Origin of the sequence: Ruegeria halocynthiae (genome assembly GCF_000743705.1) — a bacterium.
Classification (GTDB): Bacteria; Pseudomonadota; Alphaproteobacteria; order Rhodobacterales; family Rhodobacteraceae; genus Ruegeria; species Ruegeria halocynthiae_B.
In genome coordinates this window covers 20582-39837 of sequence record NZ_JQEZ01000001.1, presented here as the reverse complement: position 1 = coordinate 39837, position 19256 = coordinate 20582, and the positions used below count along the sequence as shown (strand labels likewise).

The 19256-nt window shown below is 57.5% G+C and carries 14 protein-coding genes and 1 tRNA gene; 6 read left to right on the top strand and 9 right to left on the bottom strand.

From position 1 onward, the window contains the following. Nucleotides 1-56 precede the first annotated feature (56 nt). The 8 genes from JT51_RS00175 to JT51_RS00140 form a co-directional block, all read right to left on the bottom strand. Nucleotides 57-2183: a serine/threonine protein kinase gene (locus tag JT51_RS00175; RefSeq protein WP_037306626.1), complete on the bottom strand. Its 2127-nt coding sequence runs from the start codon at nt 2181-2183 to the stop codon at nt 57-59. Nucleotides 2184-2521: 338 nt separating this feature from the next. Beyond that, the gene (locus tag JT51_RS00170) at nt 2522-3808 is read right to left on the bottom strand and encodes a dynamin family protein (protein ID WP_037306623.1); all 1287 of its coding nucleotides are present in this window, start codon (nt 3806-3808) and stop codon (nt 2522-2524) included. Next, nucleotides 3805-5847 (bottom strand): dynamin family protein, encoded by a 2043-nt coding sequence (locus JT51_RS00165; RefSeq protein ID WP_037306621.1) that lies wholly within the window; start codon nt 5845-5847, stop codon nt 3805-3807. The genes JT51_RS00170 and JT51_RS00165 overlap by 4 nt, the downstream gene beginning before the upstream one ends. Before the next feature lie 67 nt (nt 5848-5914). Further along, nucleotides 5915-6766 (bottom strand): hypothetical protein, encoded by an 852-nt coding sequence (locus tag JT51_RS00160; protein WP_037306618.1) that lies wholly within the window; start codon nt 6764-6766, stop codon nt 5915-5917. Nucleotides 6767-6792: 26 nt separating this feature from the next. Further along, complete coding sequence (locus JT51_RS00155; protein ID WP_037306617.1) at nt 6793-7194, bottom strand: hypothetical protein; 402 nt, start codon at nt 7192-7194, stop codon at nt 6793-6795. Between the two features lie 19 nt (nt 7195-7213). Continuing rightward, complete coding sequence (locus JT51_RS00150) at nt 7214-8965, bottom strand: dynamin family protein (RefSeq protein ID WP_037306615.1); 1752 nt, start codon at nt 8963-8965, stop codon at nt 7214-7216. Nucleotides 8966-8973: 8 nt separating this feature from the next. After that, nucleotides 8974-10986, bottom strand: coding sequence for a dynamin family protein (locus tag JT51_RS00145; RefSeq protein WP_037306613.1), 2013 nt, complete (start codon nt 10984-10986; stop codon nt 8974-8976). A gap of 2 nt (nt 10987-10988) precedes the next feature. After that, nucleotides 10989-11393 (bottom strand): hypothetical protein, encoded by a 405-nt coding sequence (locus tag JT51_RS00140; protein WP_235216091.1) that lies wholly within the window; start codon nt 11391-11393, stop codon nt 10989-10991. A 787-nt stretch (nt 11394-12180) separates the two neighbouring features. Between JT51_RS00140 and JT51_RS00135 the strand changes: the two genes are divergently transcribed. From JT51_RS00135 to JT51_RS00110, 6 genes are all read left to right on the top strand, one after another. After that, nucleotides 12181-12267: transfer RNA gene (locus JT51_RS00135), tRNA-Leu, on the top strand. 60 nt (nt 12268-12327) lie between these two features. Further along, the gene (locus tag JT51_RS00130; RefSeq protein WP_051927367.1) at nt 12328-12858 is read left to right on the top strand and encodes an IS5/IS1182 family transposase; all 531 of its coding nucleotides are present in this window, start codon (nt 12328-12330) and stop codon (nt 12856-12858) included. A gap of 335 nt (nt 12859-13193) precedes the next feature. After that, nucleotides 13194-14699 carry a trimethylamine methyltransferase family protein gene (locus JT51_RS00125; protein ID WP_037306608.1) on the top strand — a complete coding sequence of 502 codons (1506 nt, stop codon included), beginning with the start codon at nt 13194-13196 and terminating at the stop codon, nt 14697-14699. Nucleotides 14700-14710: 11 nt separating this feature from the next. After that, nucleotides 14711-15154 carry an SRPBCC family protein gene (locus tag JT51_RS00120; RefSeq protein ID WP_081894565.1) on the top strand — a complete coding sequence of 148 codons (444 nt, stop codon included), beginning with the start codon at nt 14711-14713 and terminating at the stop codon, nt 15152-15154. Further along, nucleotides 15147-15851: a hypothetical protein gene (locus tag JT51_RS00115; RefSeq protein WP_037306606.1), complete on the top strand. Its 705-nt coding sequence runs from the start codon at nt 15147-15149 to the stop codon at nt 15849-15851. Before JT51_RS00120 ends, JT51_RS00115 begins: the two co-directional genes overlap by 8 nt. After that, nucleotides 15852-18269 carry a GcvT family protein gene (locus JT51_RS00110; RefSeq protein ID WP_037306604.1) on the top strand — a complete coding sequence of 806 codons (2418 nt, stop codon included), beginning with the start codon at nt 15852-15854 and terminating at the stop codon, nt 18267-18269. It abuts the gene before it with no gap. Here the strand turns inward: JT51_RS00110 and JT51_RS00105 are convergent. Further along, nucleotides 18266-19186: a LysR family transcriptional regulator gene (locus tag JT51_RS00105; RefSeq protein ID WP_160175149.1), complete on the bottom strand. Its 921-nt coding sequence runs from the start codon at nt 19184-19186 to the stop codon at nt 18266-18268. The two genes, JT51_RS00110 and JT51_RS00105, sit on opposite strands and share 4 nt — an antisense overlap. Nucleotides 19187-19256 lie beyond the last annotated feature (70 nt).

The window sequence follows — 19256 nt, the reverse complement described above, 5'->3', positions numbered from 1 at the left end:
CTCGGGTGCCACCCTTGGCAAACACGCGCTGGCGGTTTGTACTGGAACCGGTCTGATCACTCCTGCTTCAATGGCATCACGGCAGCTGTCTCGGCCCCGTTGCGCATGACAGTCAGCTGGGCTTCGGGATGATTTTCGGAGACAAGATCGGTCAGAATGGCGTCCAGGCTTTCCGACCCGTCCAGCGCCACGCCGGTCTGCGTCTCTGAGATCAGGACATCGCCCTTTTGAATGCTGCCGGCTGCGTCCGCAGGAACGGTTGTTGCAACCGTCGTCCAGCCCGTGCCGTCTGCGTTCTGGATCGTGAACACATATCCGTTTTCCAGACCAAGCATCCGATTGGCGGGCAGGGCCAGCAATCCATTTTGTGCCCGCGTTTTGCCCAAGGGGCGGTATCGGGCGGTGACGCGGATATAGCCGTCGGGGTCAACGGTCAGGTCGCTCAGAACCTGTGTGGCAAAGCTTGTGTCTGCCTGCACCGGTTTGCCGTTCAGGGTATAGATCGCAGCACCCCGTTTCACCCACTCTCCGATCACGGACATGTCTTGCGCCGGATCGACCCCGGTCACAGCAATCACGCTGCCCGTGGACGCGCGGCGTCGGGATGTCTGAAACGGAATGTCCACGTCCCAATGGGAAAATGCGACCTGTGTCTCGGCAACGTTAACCGGTTTCGCCGGTTCGGACGGGGTCGGCTCTAGCGCTGCGGTTTCGGCTGTCTGGGCTTCGGCCTCTTCTGTGACTGCCGGGTCCGCCTGTGCCTGCTCGACAGGCTGTTGCGCTGGTTCGACCTGCGCTGGTTCTGGTGTGGCTGCGATTTCAATGGGCTGGTCAACCGCTTCCTGCGCCGGGGCCGCCTGATCAACCGTTTCCGCCGGTGCCGGAGTTGCAACAGCGGCGACCTCTGGCTCGGGCGTTTCTTTTTCGCCAGAGACCACGAAATACCCGCCGGCTGCCAAGGCAGCGCAGACGACCGCGATACCGGCAATCATTTTGCCGCTGCCACCCGATCCGCTTTTGACGACGGTATCGACCGCAACGGCGGCTTCGTCCTTGGCGGTGAACGTAGCCAACTCATCGCCATTCTTGTCTTCGTTGCCCAACGCGATGTCGGTGTTACCGGCCAGCAGGGCTGTGACGACCGCCTCGGCGTTTTCGCTTTCAGCTTTGATCCGGGCTTTTTCGGCCTCTTCATCCTTGCGATCCATGCCAACGATGACCGAGACGGGGCGATACGCAAACGTATCGAACATGACCCCGGCCCCACGGAACATGCGCAGCCAGTCCAGCGCGTTCTGAAGGCGATCGGTGGCGTGCACCTCCATCGCCTTGTCAATCGCTTCCAGGAACCCTTCGGGGTAGCCTTTGAAACGCCCGGTCAGCGGGGTGTAGGGATCGTCCTGGCTGTTGTTAAAGGCGTTCAGACGGGTCTGACCATCAATCGGGCGCTCGCCGCTGATTGCGTGATACAGGGTGGCTGCCAGAACATACAGATCACTGCTGGGGCCTTGGTCGGCGCCGCGAACGTAGAATTCATGCGGCGAATACCCGTCCTTGATCACGCGCAAGGTCAACAGAGCTGCCGACTGATTTGCCGCCTGTTCCCGTGCGGCGCCAAAGTCGATCAGGATCGGGTCGCCGTTTTCGTCAATCAGGATGTTGTCGGGCGAGATATCGCGATGCAACATGCCGCTTTGGTGGATGAAGGAAACCGCCGACAGCATCTTTTCGGTGACCTGAACAATGAAATCCGGACCGGTCTTGTTTTCGGGGTTTTCCACATAGTCCAACAGATCGCATCCGCGGATGAGGTCCATCGCGATGTAGGCGGTGTCGTTGTCTTCGAACACCTGATGGACGTCGACAATGTTGGGGTGCACCAACCGTGCGTGATTGCGGGCTTCCTGAATGAACAGGTCGATGATGGAACGCAGATCGTCTTTGTGCTGAGGATCGGCAGGTTCGACCAGATCGCCATTTCGGCGGCACAGCGCGGACGGATAGCATTCTTTGATGACAACGTCGCGTTCCAGGCTATCGCGGGCCAGATAGGTAATCCCGAAGCCACCGTTGCTGAGGAAGCGAAGGATTTCATATTGCCCGCGCAACAGCTTGGCGCCTGGTTGCAGACCTTCAATTTTCGGTTCGTCGTGCGATGCACCGACAGCCTGGTTGTGGCTCATTTCTTTCCGCCCGTTCTGATCGTTTTGCGGTGTCTTTTAACCGGGTAAACAGCCCACGAACTCACAACCAAACACAACCGCAGGACACTTGAGACGGTTAGACGGTTCAATTTTGACTTTATTGGGGCCGCCTGATGGCTTCACTAAGGATCGTGGGTCGCAAAAATCAATATGTAGTATATCGCCTCGTTCAGTATCTATATGTAGATTTACAGCGTATAATATTCGCGGACTGAACGCTTGTTTTTCCCGAATTGGTCGACGGATTCGAAACAATCGCGCAGCGATTCTGAGGGTTTCGAATCGCTGCGCGCTAGCTCAATCTTAACGAGAAATTTTCAGGTGCCGGTTTTCGGCTCTACCGAATCGACCCGGCTGCCTGCCCAAGCGAGGTTGTCGCTGAGCTGTGCCAGAATGCTGATCGCATCCTTCAGCGGGGCATCGCCGCTTTCGAATTGCAACAGCAACAGCAAATCCGTGGCCTTTTCAAACTCGGCAGGAATCCAATCCGCATCAGGGTCGATTTCACCGCCTTGCTCCAGACGTTCAGCGAAATCTTCGACTATCTCCTGACAACTGTTCAGGAACGCGGCGGGTTCGATGTTCGAAGATTCGCGAAGATCCTCGTAGATGCTTGTGATCGCGGCCAGCCAATCTTCGAGGATCGGGTTGTTCAGCGGGGGCAGGGTGGATTCGATCGCATTTTGGATCGACGCCATCTCTGGCTGAGCTGGCTCGGCGTCCGACCCCTGCAATTCTTCGAGATAGGGCAGGAAATCCCGCTTCAGATCAGCCTGCGCGGCCTTGAGATCAACCAACCGGCGGTCGGAGGCAATCTGCAGAACCTGTTCCGCCAAATCCTGCCCGCCGCAGGTTTCCCACAGGGCAAAGTCCGGTTCGGGTTCCTGCGCCATGGCGCGCACCGCAACCGGGGTGCCGATGGGCACAACAGACCTGAAAAAGTCGCCTTTTTCCTTGTTGAGCCGGGCCAGAACACGGTCCAGCGCATCATGTACAGGCGGCAGGTCCGCATGTGTGACGGCCAGCAGGCTGTTGGCGCGCAGTTCTTGGGGGACTTGTGCCCAAAGGTGCCGCTCAGTTTCGCGCCAGGCGTTGGTGCCATTGGTGCACCAGATCGCGCAATCGACAAATTTCAGCAAATCGAGCGTGGGTTTATAGGTATCGTCCAGCGCACCGGACCCCGGCAGATCAAACAGCGAGATTTCCTGCAACGCAGGGGTGTTCAACCCAACCGATATGAAATCGGGATTTTCCGCGGCGGCTTTTTCAAGCGCGATGCCGGAAAACACCTTGGGTTCCTTGCCCCACCAGCCAACCGTGGTTTCGGGGGTGTCGGAATAGGCGACAATCACCAGCGGCAGTTTCAGGTGTTGCGGGCCGGTTGGCAGGATATCTGCCCCGGCCAGCATGTTTGCCAGGCTGGATTTCCCGGCACCAAATTCCCCGGCAAAACCGATGTTGATCGCGTTGGAAAGCCGTTCGGCATGGGCAAGGGCGCGGTCCCGCATCTCATCCAGCGCCGCGTCGGCGGGTTGGGCTTCCGTTGCGTTCAGAAAGCGCTCCAGCTGTCTCACTTCCTGTTCGGTCCCGGGAAATTCAATCATTCCGCTGCCTCTGCTAGTCTTTTATCTACTTGTTCCGGGCTGAAAACCGCGCCCAGTTCTTCGGTCACGCGCTGCGCCTGATCAAAGGCGGTTTGTGCTTTGGCCCGAACATTGGTTTCACTGCTTCCGACCCGATGTTCAAGATGTCCGGCGAGCAGGGCCAGATAATGATCCAGAACAGTGTTCAAACGTTCCATCAGATCGCCGCGCGCGGTATCCACCAGATCGTCGCCGATCAATTCGAATTCCTGCACGATCATCCGTTCGGCGCGCGACACAACGCTTTTGCGTGAAATCAACCGTGACAACCAGTTGATGCGCAATTCGACCGTGATGCCCCGTGTCAGCGCGGTAGTGTCCGGGCGGAACCAGCGCACGGCGCTGGTGTTCATCCTGTTGTCCGTGGGTTCTTGCCAGCCGGGCAGGGCGCGCAATGCGGCGTTGCTTTGCATATCGACGGCATAAAGCTCGCTCAGCATTCTTTGGCGGACGACCTGTGTGGCCCCCTGAACAAGTTCGCGCATACGGTCACGCAGGGGTGTAAAGTTCAGCTCTGTATCGCCGCCCTTGGCCAACAGGGGCGAGTCTCCGTTCGGGCCCCGCACAACGGCCGAGACCGCCTCGGCCACGGTATCGTCCATAACACCGCGCAGATTGGCCAGCACATCATCCATGCCGTTCACGATTTCAGATGTCTTTTCAGCGACAAGCGCGCGCAATTCAGACAGGGTTTTGCCGTTTTCATCCGCACTGTCCGCGGCGGGAGTGCTGTCATCCTCAAGCGCGCGTAGATGCGCCTTGGAACGCTCAAGCTCTCCTTGCGCGAAACTGTTGAGGTGCTGCCACGCCATGCGCAGCTGCTCGTCGCGCGGGCCATTTGTCAATGCGCTGGTGACGTGGCGACGCAGATCGGGCAGGCCCGAAGCGATCATGGCCGCAAATCGCAGAACACCTTCGCGGCTGATCGGGCCGGGGCCCTGCTTGATTTCCTCCACCCCGTCCAGATATTGTTTCATCTGTTCGGGATGTGCGCGCAACCAGGCCAGAACGTTATCGTGGTTGATGCCTGTGTCGTCGCCGGTCAGGGCGTAATGCGCCCATTGCGCGCTGCCCATCAAAACATCAATGTTCGAATTCCCAAGCGCATTTTCCAGGCCGTCCATGACGTCGGCCCGCACTTTGTTGGCGTCTTCCGCCCCACCGCCCAATTCATCCACACGGTTGATGAACACAAGGATCTGACCCAATTCCAAGGCCTGCATCAGGCGGAACAGTTTCAGGTCGGCCCGTGACAGCGCCTGATGTGCTGACAAAACGACAACAAAGAAATCTGATTCCCTGAGATACTGCCGCGAGATTTCCTCGCGGATCAAAAGCGGATCATTGACGCCCGGCGTATCCGTGACGGTCAGCGGAAAGGGGAAGTGGCCAATGTCAAAATAGACCTCGGCCTTGCGAGTGATGTCGCTGTACAGGCCGCGATCCGACCCGGGATCATGTTCGCCTTCTTCGGTCGGGTCATCGCCCGCGCAGACATAGCGGGACAGATCGTCCGAGGTCAGCTGTTCCAGATCGTGGTGCTGGCCCAGCAGGTGCTTATAGCTTTCACCCAAGCGCAGTTTGGCGCGGGTCTTCATCGCCTCGACCTGCTCTTCGATCATTTCGCGCTTATAGCTGTCCTCGTCATCGGGGAACATGTTGCGCAGTTCTTCGCCCTCAGCGATCAACGCCTGCCATTGACGATTGTCAAAGAAATGAAACTCGGCCCCAGCCGTCCGACCCGAAGGGTGACCGAAATGCATGTCGGTAATCACGGTTGTCCACGGATTCACATCCGACGGCAGGTATTCGGCCTGCCCGGTAAACCCGTTGATCAAACGGGACTTGCCCGCCTTGATCTGCCCGACAAATGCGATGGAGGGCTTCAGATTTGTTAGATCGCCAACAATGCGCGAAATGAACTGACGGGTTTCCTCATTGCTGACCCCGTTCATTTCTTCGGCGATGCGAATTAACTCGCGACGGTTACTTTCACTCATAAACTTTACCCTGGTAACTTGTAATCACGGATTGAATTAGTCGAAAAATTGAATGTTTTGGGCGCGATCATCCCCCCGACCCCGAGAGTGCGGTCCACAGGTTCACGACAGCCCCCAGTTTGCGTGCCTCATGAACAGTCAATGTGAATTGATCACCATCGTGAAGGATAGCCACCGCATCCCCTTTTCCGCCCGAAGGACGCATGACAATCAATTGCGGATGGCCAAGCCCAGTGGCCGCGTCATCATCCCAACCCGCAAGATCACGTGCCAATTGGCCCAGCAAATCCTGATCGGGGCACAACGGCTTACCCTGTTGGCATTCCCCATCCAAGCGGGGCGCGTCATTGCCGTCGCAGTGGGTGTGTACGCGTCCAAGGGCGAACTTTTCCGCCCCGTCGAAAAACGTGCTGGCCAGCGTGCTGTCTGGGGTCGTTTCCTCAACAGGGTCCGGGGTGTCCGAAACCACTGAGATGACCGGCTCTGCCAGCAGTTCGATGTTTTCACAGGCGTTTGCGATCTCGTTGAAGGTGACGCCCACGTCATCTGCTTCCAGCCCTGCGTCGGGCTGTAGCGAAATCAGGACCAGCGGTGCCGGTGCGGATGCGATGTCCGACACCAGTTGAGCAAGCTTTTCCGCCAGCACCGCACGGGTTTCGGTTTCAAAATCCGGCGCTACACCCGAGCGAACCCGGAAAACATCCGTCACCCGAGAGCTGTTGACCTCGATCGCAAGGCAATCGCCGTTGGCGGCGGTAAATTCCAACCGGCGTGGCAGAATCGTGCCACGGATGGCGCGCAGAATCTTTTCGCGACGCATTTGGGCAGTATCGCCGGAAATTGTGACCCCCGGGCTAAGCCGGGCAACCGACGAACGCCCGATGTCATCGAGCATATCGAGTATGTTCGTATCCATCATGCCGTGACCCCCCTTTGGTCCCGTTGTCAAACTGCGGCCGCGACCGGCCCCAGGTTGAGATGCGATTTCGCCAGCGCCAACCCGACATTGGCGCTGCTGCGACAGATGTAGCAAACCACATGATCGGGATATTCCCGGGGCCGCAGAAATATGTTCAGCCGATCATTTGAAAACACGGCGATTTCCCCAAACCCCGGATGTTCCGTATCCCCTGTTCCGGCTTTGCGCAGCAATTCCTCAAAGGCTTTGACCCCGCGTCCCTGAAACAGGTTAGCCACGGCTATGGCCAGACTGTCCAGAACATCCGCGTGATCGGGATCGGTGATGTTGGTTCCCAGCAACATCCCCGTTTCCATATCCACATACCCGGCTGCAATGCAGTCAGGTATGGATTCCATCGCGGTGTTCAGCGCTGCTTGAATAGACATTTTCTACCCGAACTTTCTTTTACAACACATGCCGTTCGGCCCCATCATTATCCGGTGCTTTCGGCATCGAACGCATTGGCCCCTTGGGTTGACGCGCGATGTGTTCGGCCGAGATTTGGTCAAACTCGGTCAGGAAGGCCTGAAACACCCGCTTGAGACCATCGGCATCCTGCGGCAGATCCGCGTCTTCGGTGATTTCGCGCCACATGGCTGCTGCACTCAGAGGTGTGCCAGCGGGCACATTCAGCAGATCCTCAAGGGCTTCGCCGTTTTTCTCAGGCTGGGCGGGGGCGCCCGAAGTGGTGCCATTGGCCAACGGAACAACCTGCGTGTTCACCAGACTGCTGGTTTCCGGTTCCGGTTCGAATTCATCCTCGTCAACCTGCGGCTGTTCGGCCAGCAATGCGGTGATCGAAGATACGCTCACTTCTGCAGTCTGTTCTTCGGGCGCGTCAACAGGCAATTCGTCCTGTTCGGGCGTTTCAGCCAGCTTGGATTCCAGGGACGTCAGGAACGTGTTGGTAACGTCCGGGGTCGGGTCTTCTGCCAAGATATTTGTATCAGCGTCTGAGGTCAGGCTTACACCGTCCTCAGATTCCTCATCCTCAAAATCTTCCTCGTCCAGCAGATCGAACGCCTCTTCCTCCGTCGGTGTCTCTGCCAGCTCTGTCAGGTTCAGGGGCTGGCTGGATGACGTGTCGCGGAAAAAGGCGCGAAGATCATCTTCGCCCGTTTCGGTTTCTGCGCTTGGCTCTGTGGGCTCGGTACTTGCGCCCATCTCGGTGCGCAGACGCTCGGCCTCTTCCGGATCAATACGCGAGGTCCGCTCGTTCTCGTCAGCACGAGGTTCGACACGGGCAGGTCGGACCGGGAAATTGGTAACGACCTCATCCTCTGAGGTCTGAACCGGGTTCACCAGCTTGAGGGGGGGTGCCGTCTCGACCTCTTCCGTGACCCCGTTCGGGCGCAGCGGATGCACGCGCGGCCCTTCGGCCAGGCTGTTGTCGATCTGATACCGCGACAGCTGATCCGCGCGGTTGTCCATGATCTGTTCGGTGATCTCAAGGAAACTGTCGACCATCTTGCCGCCGCCACTGCGCGCCCAAAGCTCGGCGTCGCCGCTTTTGTCACGCGCATTGATCGCGTCGCGGGCCGAAAACAGGATCGACCGATTGAAAAGGTGACCCGCTTCGCGATTGACCCGGCGCAAGACCTTTTGACGGTCTTTCGGTCCCAACGCGTCTGCGCGGGTGACCAGCAGCAGTGAATTGTGCTGCAACCGTTCGGGCAGGGATACCCATGTCGCCCGCTCGGTTTCGCGCCAGGCCTGGGTCGCGTGGGTACACCATAACACACCGTTGGCCTGCCCGACGGCGCGGCGCCAGACATCGGTCGAAATCTTGGGGTCGGAAATGCCGGGGGTGTCGATCAGATCCACGGCTTCCAGAATGTCGGATTCCAGAAAGATGCGAATGAACTGCGCGTCGTTGACGCCGACGGTTTCAAGCTGATCCAGACTGATATCTTCGCGGGTGCCATCGTGCCGTTGCACGAAAGCCGATTGTTTGCCCCAACTGAACCAGACCGGTGGCAACTGGGTCGCAGTCACCTGAGTCGGCAGCGCGTGCGAGCGCAGCAGAAAGTTCATCAGCGTCGATTTACCGGCGCTGAATTCCCCCATCAGTGCAAAGACGGGCTTGCGGCGGGACCACTGCTCGATGCGTTCCCATGCCTTAGGTGAGACGAAGCGGGTTTGTGAATCTTTTGCCATATCGCTACTTATGCTGCCTCGTTACTAAGATCTTTCAGGATGTCACCCAGAATATCGTCACGCGATTTCTTGGGCTTCATGCCCTCCATCAGGGCGGCATTGCGGTCCGGATTCTGCTCGGCCGAGGCCGAAATGCTCAACAGAGTCTCGCGCTGTTCGCGCAGGAAATCCGCCAGATTGGCCCGGACATTCTCAAGAACGGCCGCAATCTGGTTTTCCTCGATATCCTTGGTGATCGAGTTCGCCTCGGATGTAATCAGGCGGGTGTAATCGGCCGCGTAAGCCTCGAATCCTTTGCGGCGTTGCCACCAACGACGCCACCAGGTGCTTTGCAAATCCAGCGCAATCGTCCGCCCGATGCCCAATGGCGGCGGCACCCGGGGTACAATGGGTGCTTCGATGCTGAATTCGCCCAGATGGTTGCCCAACAGCTTTTGGTACAGCGCCTCAACATCGGTGGCGGCGGTGCTGTAAAGCGCGCCAGCTTCTTTGCGCATCGACCGTGCAAAGCTGAAATAGGCTGCTTTTTGCAAGGTGCGCAGCCCGGCCGGGTCGTATTGCCAGGTGCCTTGTTCCCCGTTCTGTTCCAGATGCGCGATCAGCGAATCCGTTGCGCGTTTGACAAAGTTGGTCTCGGCGCTTTTCAACCGTTCCAGCACCTTGTCCCGCAGGGATGAGGTCAGCTCGGCCGCTTTCTTTTCATATTGCTGGGCGACCGTCGCGACGGCCTCTTCAGGTGAAACCCCGTCCAGATCCCGCATAACCCCGTCACCGTCCGAGAGGTTCTTGGCCACAGCCGTCGCGCGAATTTGGCTGGCGATGTTGCGGGCGCGGTGCCGCACCTTGTCCAGCAAGCGCCCACCGGCACCTTCGGCGATACGTTCGTTCATCGCCAGCAGCAGGTCGGGCAAACCAGACAACGCCCAGATTTTGTCCAGCGACGGGGCCTGATCCCCGAAACCGGCGGCCAGATAGAAGGTGTTCAATGCCTGGCGCGACTCGTCTGTCAGGATGTCAGGATTGCCAGTCAATGCCGCTTCTGCCCAAAGCGCGCTGCCGAACACAACGCTGGTATTGGCGTCGATGTTGTTCTGTTTCAGCGTGCCCAGAATCCGGTCACGGATTTCGGGAACCTGATTGACCGGGTCCGCCAGCTCGTCAATCCGGTTCACGAACAGGATGATCTGCCGGTTTTCAAACTGCGCAATGATCCGCATCAGCGCCATGTCCATCGTGGTCAGGGCCTGACTTGCAGCCAGAACAACGACGCAGACCTCGGACCCGCGCAGGCTGCGCAGGGTGATCTGTTCGCGGACCATGAAAGTATCGTTCACACCCGGGGTGTCGCAAAGTTTCAGCGAGATCGGGTATTGCGGAATGTCCATGTACAGTTCCGCCGACTTCGTCACATCGGCAAACCGCCCCGTCTTGGGGTTGATATCCGGATCGTCCTGATCGCCCAGGCAGACATAGCGCTGAATCAGCTCGTCATCAAAATAATCATACTGGTGGCTTTGACCCAAAAGCAGGTCGAAATGCTGGCCCAGCCGTTCCTCGGACTTGGCTTTCATCTCGCCGATCTGGCGGCGGATATCGTCCATTTCGTCGTCGGCCCCGGCCCGGTTGGCCAGCTCGCCCAGACGGCCGCCGCCGACCATCAGATTGTCCCATTCTTCCTGCTCGAAAAAGGTGAACTTGGCCCTTTTGTCCCCTTCGGTACGGGTGTTGATGTTCAGCGTAGTCACCACCGAGGTCCACGGGTTAACATCCGATGGCAGCAGGGCAGGGCGCCCGGCCAGAATGTTCACGATCGAGGATTTACCAGCCTTGACCTGTCCAACCAGCGTGACGCTGGCGGTAAAATTCTCCATACGTGTCTTGAGCGTTGCAAGCCGCGCCGAGGATCGCGCATCCGCCACCTCTGTCAGTTGGTCTATCTGTGCAGACAGCGACGCAACGGCGGACGTCATCGGCGCCAGGGCCTCGTTGCCTACGGACAGAAGATGGTCGTTGCGGGCCATGGTCAGCCTCCGGTTCCAGTAGCGGCGATATTGGGTTGGTCGTGGTCGTTCGAGGCACTGGTCAGAGTGTCGATGCGGGCGATCAGATTCAGGGCATTGCCCAGAATGGCAGCCTCGGCCCCGGGTGAGATTTCCTCATACGCTCGGGAATCAGCCAGCACCTCGATTGAGCTGAAGCGATCGCTGTTCTCAAGACGGGCGACGCGTCGTCCGGTTGGGAAACCGGCCGATTTGGTCTCGGGCAGGGGCATCCGGGAATTCGCGAGCAGGTAATGGCCCCCGGAATGTGTGCGCAACGAGACCCCAAATCCGGTATCCGGATGGTGTCGGTTCAGGGCTTTCAGCTCACCAAGAAAGCTTTCGCGGGCAAGTCCAATGGCGTCTTGCTCGGCAACTGCGGAGTTCATCAAATTGGTCACGGTTAAGGCCCTTGTACTGGAGTTGAGCAGAAAAACTCATACGGCGCCCGGGGGGCGAAAAAGACTCATTAACTCCTGCGGCCCATCAACTACTGTTAAGGCGGTGTTATTTTGACGTGAATAAGATTTTTTGGCGTTTGAAATGTGGCGCAATTGTGGTGTGGGCTTTAGGCGCGACACAACTAAAAGGCGTAAATCGCGTCACTCAAGATGGCGACCCTCTAGATACAAGTTTCAGTTGGCCTTGTGGTCTGCCAATTGTACCGGGCAGTCGGATAGTGCCGGATCTAAGAGTCTGCCAACGTAATGTGCTAATTATAAACATTTTCCCCCAATATTGAAAAGCAGGTGGGTTGCATGCAATCTGATTACGCCCATGCGGCAAAGATTTCGCGACCCTCAAAATCCAAGCCCGCAGCGTTCTGATGTGCCAGTGCTTGTCGGTGCCGCTCAACGTAAAGGGGATCGCCGCTCCCTGCAATTGAGCAACGGATGTGTTTGAAATGAGAGCAATTTTGGCCAGATTTTCTGAAAGAAAATTCGAATGAATCTTATGCCTCATTTCTGGGTTTCGGAATGAGCGTGAGGTCACGGGTCAGGAACGCACCTGATTCCCACGGAACAGACGCGGTGTCTCGCGTTGTTGAGGGGGGATGAACGCGCCGTGGCCGCGAGATTGGGTTCAATAATCTTTTGCTGACTCAAATTTTTCCTCTCGCGCTTCGTTTCAAGCTTTGCTATTGAGCGCGCCAATCCGGCACGATGAGCCGGGGATGCGAGCGTGGCGAAATTGGTAGACGCGCTGGATTTAGGTTCCTGTGGATTAACCTCCGTGTCGGTTCGAGTCCGACCGCTCGCACCATACAGACCTGTTGTTACTCGAAAGTCCGGTTTTCATTCTTGAAATGAGTTGCTTGCATGGGTGGCGAAACAACCTTTCGCAGTGCCTTCTAATACGTCTTCCTGGCGCAAGCTGCATATCGGGCTCGATCCGGAAACTGGCGATATTGTAGCCTCGAAGCTGACCTCGGAGCATGTGGGTGATGAAACGGCGCTGCCAGAATTGCTCACTGACGTTGATGCTGATGTGAACCGGTTTCTGGCAGATGGTGCGTATGACGGTCAAGGGGCGGCAGACTGCCTGATAGAGGAGTTCGGGCGCGGGGTTGAGATCATAGTACCGCCTCCGAAGAACGTAGTTCACGGCGCGCATGCACGGCGCAATCACCACATCGATTTCATCGCTGAACATGGTAGAATGAACTGGCAAACTGAGACGGGATACAACCAACGATCACAAGTTGAAGCCCAGATAGGCAGATGGAAACAGGTTATCGGCGGTCGCCTGCAAGCACGTGACTTTGACCGTCAGATAGCCGAAGCGAAGATTGCATCAAAGACACTCAACCGCATGACATCTCTCGGTCGTGCGGCGTATGAGCGCGTCGTCTGAAGTGATGGGGTAAGGGGCATATTCGCCTCAGTCCTGATCCATGCAACACAGTCATACCTGCCGACAGCGTTGCGGTCGCTATGAACTCACGGCCCTTACCACCCAATGTCGGCCTTCCTAACTATGGGACAAGTGCGCTTGGCGATCAAAGCGGTGTTTTCTTTCGAGAATGGGAAACATGTGATCCTATCCGTCTAACTTTTCGCCCGGGTTGGGCATTTGATGCGGCTATCATCCAGTATTGCTATTGGTGAAACCCTCTCACCATATCAGCCGTTTTATTGAATTTTCTACACAAGCCATATGCGCTCTAATACTCTCGATGAGGTGCACAGATGGTAAGACGGGTACGAAAGCAACGCGAGACGGCAGACGGTATTCATCTGGATGCGTCACCTGTATTCCACGTTGGTGGGGATCTGCGCCCGCTGTCGCAGTCCGAATTGTCAGCCATTGTCGCCCATGCTTTTGATATCCTTTCAACAGTGGGCATGGCGGGACTGCCAGAGATGGCAACTCAGCGTGCATTGAAAACAGGGGCGTGGCACCGCGCAGATGGGCGGTTGTGTTTCTCAGAAGACATGATTCGAAACGCGTTGGAACGGGTGCCTCGCCACGTCACATTGCCGGGTTTCACACCTGACAGGGATTTGCAGATCGGAGGTCGCCGTGTTCACATCGGCACCGGCGGAGCGGCGGTTCAGGTGCTCAATGCCGCGACCGGGGACTATCAGGACAGTCAGCTCAGCGACTTGTACAACCTGATGCGTGTGTTGGATGCGTCGTCAAACATCCACTATGGCGTGCGCCCTGTCGTGGCCCGAGATCTGAGCGACCCCCTAGAGCTCGACGTCAACACCGCGTTTGCTTGCCTTAAGGCGACGACAAAGCCGATTGGCATCAGCTTTTGCGCCCCAGACCATATCGATCCGATTGTTGAAATGTTTGACATCGCACTTGGTTGTCCCGGCGCCTTCCGCGACAGACCGTTCTGCATGGCTGTCATTGTCCATGTGGTCCCGCCTCTTACCTATGCAGCTGAAGGCATAGTGATGCTGGAGAAAGCCGTGCGGGCGGGTATGATCCCACAGATATGCTCGGCAGGGCAAGCAGGTGCGACCAGTCCGGTCACTTTGGCGGGGGCATTGGCGCAGGGGTTAGCCGAATGCCTCGCAGGGATGGTGGTGGTTGACAACATTCAAAGAAGTGCGCCCTGCATTTACGCACTGATGCCGTTCATTTCTGATCTGCGTACAGGTGCAATGAGTGGTGGTGGCGGAGAGGCTGCGATTGCAAATGCCGCCGCAGCACAGCTTCTGTCACATGTTGGCCTACCTTCAACGGTCTCGGCGGGAATGACGGATTCCAAACTTGTCGATGCGCAGGCGGGTTATGAAAAAGGCTACACTGTCGCACTGGCCGGACATGGTGGGGCGGATATGATCAACCTCTCTGTAGGGATGCTTGGGTCCATCATGGTGGCCAGCCCCGAGGCGATGGTGATTGATGATGACATGTGTGGTGCCATCCTGCGGTCCATCAGAGGCATCGAAGTGAGTAAGGCTACGCTTGATCTGGAAGCTGTCGAACGAGTGGTCACCCATGACGGGCATTATCTGGGTGAAAGCGAAACGCTGAACCGCATGAAGTCTGACTATCACTACCCCAATCTTGCCGATCGCCAGAGTGTCAGTGACTGGGTTGACGCGGGCAGCCTCTCGATTTGGGAGCAAGCCCGCAACCGCGTAACAGATATCCTCGCCGCACCACCGCCCACGCACCTGAGTGCTGATGCAGAGGCCCGTATCCGCGCAAAATTTCCTATTCGCCTGAAGCCATAACAGGAGCCGCAATGCACGTATTTCGAAGTATGATCATAGATGTTGAAATCCACCGGGTCTGGGCTGCTGTGCGTGCCTTTGACGGTGTGGTGGATTGGAACCCCGGGGTGGCGGCTGCCACGCTGGAAAACGGGGCCGCAACGGCCACCGGCACTATCCGAAGGCTCGACATCCCGGACGGTACGGTCTTTCGCGAAACCCTACTGGCCCATTCTGACGCAGAACATTTTTACACCTACGATATCATCGAATGTCCGCTGCCGGTGAGCGCCTATATCTCAACCCATCGTTTCATTCCCATCACGCACACGGGTCAGACCTTGGGCATTTGGGAAAGCCATTTCGACTGCGCCCCCGACGTCGCGAATGAGATGGAAAGGATCGTCGGGGATGCGATCTACATTGGCGGTATGGCTGGATTGAACGACTTTCTCAAGGAGGCACAAAATGGCTGATACCCTCGCCCCCCGCGCGGTGATTGGCGTCATGACGCCTGCAATGAACACTGTGGTGCAACCAGAATTGGAGTTGTTGCGCCCGGCAGGTGTGACCAATCAGATGCAGCGTTTTCGATTGGGCGGCGATGCAGTGTCAGACGATTTGCCGGATGAAGCCGAAAAATTGATGGACTGCGCGCCTTTGGCAATTGCGGTTGGGTTGACCACAGATGCAGGCCCCGGCGGGCCGGACAAGCTGGTGAAGCGCTGTGCAGAAGTTTCACGGCAGGTTGGGGTTCCGGTGCTTGGGGCCTCTCAAGCGAACTACGAGGGCTTGCGCGCGCTGGGGGCAAAACGTCTTGGAATTGTCACACCGTTTAACGCCGAAGTGGATGCAGTAGTGAAAGCAAACACAGAAAGCGCCGGGTTCGAAGTGGTTTCCATCAAAGGTACTGAGGCACCGTCACTGCCCGCAATCTGCGAAACCCCCTTAGACGACATTCGCGCGGTCTTCGCTGCTGTCGCTGCGTCCGAGTGTGACGTCATTTTGCAAGTCGGGACCGCATTGCCGGTGGTGGCCATGATCGCCGAACTTGAAGCGGAGCATCGCAAACCTATCGTGGCCTGCAATGCAGCTGTCTACTGGCAGACGCTGCGCGCGGTCGGAATCACTGATCCGATCCGTGGCTTTGGAAGACTGCTGGAGGCGCACTGAATGCGGAACCATGCGCAGGTTGTCGTCATTGGTGGAGGCGCAGTTGGTGCAGCCATCCTCTATCATCTGGCCAAGGCGGGCATTACCGATACCGTGCTGCTGGAAAAGAACGAACTGACTGCCGGATCAACCTGGCATGCTGCTGGCAATATCCCAACCTATGCCAATTCATGGCTTGGCATGCGCGCGGGAAATTATGCGTGGCGGCTTTACAAAGAGCTTGCCAAAGACCCTGACGCGCCAATCACCTATCGCCACACCTCGGCAATCTGGCCCGCGCACACGCCGGAACGCATGCAGCTTTTTCAGCATCTTTGCGGTGTTTCGCGGTCCGCAGGCTTTGATCTTGCGATGCTCGATCCTACTGAGATTGAGCAGATGCATCCCTATTGGAAAGCAGACGATACTGTCCTTGGCGGTATTCTTGACCCGTACGAGGGCGACATCGACCCAAGCCAGTTGACCCAGGCCTTGGCGAAACATGCCCGCGCCATGGGAGCAGAGGTGAGGCGGTTCACGCCCGTCACGGCGTTGCATCAGCGTCCATCTGGCGAATGGGAGGTCGAGATACCATCTGGCACACTTATTGCGGGCACAGTCATCAATGCTGCGGGCTCAAACGGCGCAAGGATTGCGGCGATGGCAGGGCTGCACGTGCCTGTGATCACGCTGGAACACCAATACATGGTGACAAGCCCGCTGGCTGCATTAGACGAAGACACGGCCGTCTTCCCCCTTATCCGGGACCCTGACATTCGCTTTTATCTGCGTCGCGAACGCAATGCCTTGCTGCTCGGCTCTTACGCGCACGAAGGTCGCCCGGTCTGGCAAGACGGCGTGCCGCAAGACTTTGACCACCAGCTCTTTGCCGATGACATCGACGGGATGATGGCCGTGTTCGAGGCGGCGGCGTCTCATGTGCCGCTGCTTGCCGAAGCGGGGGCCCAGCACTTCGTCAATGGCCCGATCCCTTATGCGCCTGATGCGTTGCCCCTGGTTGGCCCAGCGGCGGGTGCGCGCAATTTTTATCACGCGACAGGTGTGCAGATCGGCATCACTCATTCCGCCGCGATTGGCAAAGCCATGGCCGAATGGCTGACGGCAGGCGAGACCGAATGGGATCTGTCTGCTTGGGACCCACGCCGGTTTGGTTCTTGGGCTACACAAGACTACGCTTCTGCGCGCGCGTCAGAGCACTATGACTTGCAATACGCGATCCCTTATCCGCACCGGATTATGGATTCCGGTCGCCCCGTCAACCAAACCCCACTTTATGAACTTCTGGCTCAGCAGGGTGCTGTCTTTGGCCAGATAGGCGGCTGGGAGCGCGCCTTTTGGTTCAATCACGATCAGGCAAGCGATGCCCACGCCCTGAGTTTCGGCCATGAACCCTGGCAGGATGCGGTAAGGGTCGAATGTGAGACCGTGCGCGACCATGTCGGCGTTATGGACCACGGCGGTTTCACCAAGTTTACCCTAGAAGGGCCAGAAGCAGCCAAGGCCCTGGACAGGGTGGTTTGCGGCACGCTGCCCCCCGTTGGTCGCGTGCGCCTGTCTTATATGTTGACCCCGCAGGGCCATATCTGGTCCGAAGCAACAATTGCCCGGCTGGCTGAGGACAAACTCCTGTTGTGCGGCCCGACTTTGGCCGTTGACCGCGACTTTGACTGGCTATCAGCCGCGCTCGGTCATGCCGATGCCACATTGACCAAGGGTTATTCTTATGACGGCGCATTGCTGGTGATGGGACCAAAGTCACGCGATCTGTTGCAATCGCTGACGTCGGCCGACCTGAGTGCGACCAGCGCGCCATGGATGAGTATCGCCGAAATCGAAATTGCGGGCGTTCCCGTCACGGCAATGCGTGTGAGCTATGTTGGGGAATTGGGCTGGGAGCTGCATGTCGCCTCAACCAATTTGACACTTCTCTATCATGCGATTTGGCAGGCAGGTACCGCGCACGGCATCTGCAACTTTGGCTCTTATGCGCTGAATGCGATGCGGATCGAAAAGGGGTATCATGGCTGGGGCGCGGATTTTGGAACTGAATACACGCTGTTTGATGCAGGCTTATCCAGGTTCGCCAAAATTGCCAAATCGGATTTCACTGGCCGCGCTGCTGTCGTGCAACAAGCAAAGCAACAGGCCGACTGGGCCTTCATAGGGTTGGAAATCAACGATCCGGGACCTGAGCCGCTGCCCTCCGACCCCATCATCCTAGAGGATCGGGTCATTGGTTACCTTACTTCCGTCTCGATGGGATATCGAACGGGGAAGCTTTTGGCGCTTGGGTACGTGGAAAACGGCACGCTGGAAATGGGAGGGACTTGTTTCGTTCAGGCGTTCGCAGAGATGCGTGCTGCCACGCGCCACTTGTACCATGTCTACGATCCGGGCAACGACAGATTGCGATCCTAGCCAAAACCACCATTGATCGATGACCATTGGGCAAGGGCTTCGGCCACATCCAGAATGGGCCCTGTGTGCTTATCTTCTGAGCGCATTAGCGCACCCCAGGGCACTTCAATACCGTCTTTGCCGACCCGCGCGCCGATGATGCGCCCCGCTTTAATTGCAGGGCGCACAGCCCAACCTGCCAGGACACTGCTACCCTGACCGGCAGCGACCAGCTCAACGATGGCTTCAGGCATCTCCACCATCGCCGTCCACCGCGGATACCTGTCTGACGGGCGAAAGAGGCGGGCAAATTCGCGGTCAGGTTCTGGCGTTAGCGTGTAAGTGATAAAGTCCTCACCTTCGATGTCGTCCCCTTCAACATAGGACTTTCCGGCAAGCGGGTGATAGGGCGGAAAGATGAACATCAGCTCGTCCCGGAACAGTGAAATCCGATGCGTGCCGATCGGGGTCGCACCCCCTGATGTCACCACTATGTCCGCGTGTCGGTTGGTCAGTGCGCGAACCGGTTCGCGGGTGACACTTGCCATAACCTGAAGCTCGACACCGGGCAGGTGGGTTTGCAGATACTTGGTAAATCCGGGCAGCCAGTGATACGAGCTGTAAGCCTCAACCGCGATGCGAACGACGTGTTCAACTCCGCGGTCCATCCGTCGCACATCGCGTTCCGCACGATCCATTTCGGACAATACCCGATCCGCCACATCGGCCAGATATTCTGCCGCCGGGGTCATGCGCAATCGCTTGTGTATGCGCGTAAACAGCACCAGATCAAGACGCCGTTCGGCCTCTTTGATACGATGCGAAAGTGCCGATGGGGTGACCCCTAAGGCTTCTGCTGCATCGCTGACTCGCCCATGTTCCGCAATCGCACGGATCATCTTGAGGTGACGTAAATCAAGAAAAGGACCTTCAGACATCATTTAACCTGAGAGAAATTCACCAAACTACCTGATTTTCTTCATTGCTTTTCATCTCTGGTCAAGCCGA

What these genes read in the sequence shown, in the direction of transcription:
- JT51_RS00125 (WP_037306608.1), top strand. Translation starts at nt 13,194, where the DNA reads ATGGTAAGACGGGTACGAAAGCAACGCGAGACGGCAGACGGTATTCAT.
- JT51_RS00105 (WP_160175149.1), bottom strand. Translation starts at nt 19,186, where the DNA reads ATGTCTGAAGGTCCTTTTCTTGATTTACGTCACCTCAAGATGATCCGT.
- JT51_RS00115 (WP_037306606.1), top strand. Translation starts at nt 15,147, where the DNA reads ATGGCTGATACCCTCGCCCCCCGCGCGGTGATTGGCGTCATGACGCCT.
- JT51_RS00120 (WP_081894565.1), top strand. Translation starts at nt 14,711, where the DNA reads ATGCACGTATTTCGAAGTATGATCATAGATGTTGAAATCCACCGGGTC.
- JT51_RS00160 (WP_037306618.1), bottom strand. Translation starts at nt 6,766, where the DNA reads ATGATGGATACGAACATACTCGATATGCTCGATGACATCGGGCGTTCG.
- JT51_RS00175 (WP_037306626.1), bottom strand. Translation starts at nt 2,183, where the DNA reads ATGAGCCACAACCAGGCTGTCGGTGCATCGCACGACGAACCGAAAATT.
- JT51_RS00140 (WP_235216091.1), bottom strand. Translation starts at nt 11,393, where the DNA reads ATGAACTCCGCAGTTGCCGAGCAAGACGCCATTGGACTTGCCCGCGAA.
- JT51_RS00150 (WP_037306615.1), bottom strand. Translation starts at nt 8,965, where the DNA reads ATGGCAAAAGATTCACAAACCCGCTTCGTCTCACCTAAGGCATGGGAA.
- JT51_RS00110 (WP_037306604.1), top strand. Translation starts at nt 15,852, where the DNA reads ATGCGGAACCATGCGCAGGTTGTCGTCATTGGTGGAGGCGCAGTTGGT.
- JT51_RS00155 (WP_037306617.1), bottom strand. Translation starts at nt 7,194, where the DNA reads ATGTCTATTCAAGCAGCGCTGAACACCGCGATGGAATCCATACCTGAC.
- JT51_RS00145 (WP_037306613.1), bottom strand. Translation starts at nt 10,986, where the DNA reads ATGGCCCGCAACGACCATCTTCTGTCCGTAGGCAACGAGGCCCTGGCG.
- JT51_RS00165 (WP_037306621.1), bottom strand. Translation starts at nt 5,847, where the DNA reads ATGAGTGAAAGTAACCGTCGCGAGTTAATTCGCATCGCCGAAGAAATG.
- JT51_RS00170 (WP_037306623.1), bottom strand. Translation starts at nt 3,808, where the DNA reads ATGATTGAATTTCCCGGGACCGAACAGGAAGTGAGACAGCTGGAGCGC.